General features: G+C 72.6%; 1 protein-coding gene. It reads left to right on the top strand.

The window, feature by feature from the left end; translation table 11 throughout:
* A partial coding sequence (locus FV223_RS28810; protein WP_147730020.1) for an FAD-dependent oxidoreductase occupies window positions 1–861 on the top strand: 861 nt, incomplete at both ends.

Genomic DNA, 861 nt, shown 5'->3' with positions numbered 1-861 from the left:
GGCTGCCGATCGCGCTCGACTGCCCCGTCGCCGGCATCGACTGGACGGGAGCCGGCGTTCGCGTCGCCACCGCGGACGAGCGGACCCTGAAGGCCCGCGTGAAGCCAGTGCGCCCCGAGGTCGACCGCATGGCCGCGCAGCATCGTCGCGACCGCGTCGCGCTGGTCCACGGTCTGGTGTCCGGACGGCCGCTGGAGGAGGTCTCGCTCCAGGATTTCCCGAGCATGGAATACGGCGACAACTACTTCGTCGCCGGCGGCTACGGCGGCTACCTCGCGCGGCTGGCGCAGGGGCTGCCGATCGCGCTCGACTGCCCCGTCGCCGGCATCGACTGGACGGGAGCCGGCGTTCGCGTCGCCACCGCGGACGAGCGGACCCTGAAGGCCCGCGCCGTGATCGTGACGGTGCCGATGATGGTGCTGCGCGACAGCGTCGCCTTCTCGCCGGCCCTGCCCGCGCCGATCCGTGCCGCGATCGACGGGTTCCGGGTCGGCATCTACGAGCACGCGGTGCTGCACTGGCCGTCGAGCCCGTTCCGCGGGCGGGACCGTCTCGCAAGCCTCGTCGGCGGACGCTTCAGCCCGCCGGGCCTGCTCACCCGCATCGACGGGACGCCGTTCCACTATTTCGAGCTCGACTCGGTCGGGGCCGCCGAGATCGATGCCGCCGGCACCGGCGAGGACGGTCTACGCCGCCGCGTGCGCGCGACGCTGGCCGATCATTTCGGCGCCCGCCGCCTCCACGACCTGTCGATCCCCGCCGTGAGCGAATGGCGCCACGATCCCTGGTCGCGCGGCTCCTGGGCGTCGGTGCCGAGGCTCGTACCGAAGCCCGATGCAACGCTGCAGTTACGTTGTGGAG

The sequence above is a fragment of the Methylobacterium sp. WL116 genome, from assembly GCF_008039455.1.
Classification (GTDB): domain Bacteria; phylum Pseudomonadota; class Alphaproteobacteria; order Rhizobiales; family Beijerinckiaceae; genus Methylobacterium.
This window is presented reverse-complemented; position numbering and strand designations above follow the sequence as displayed.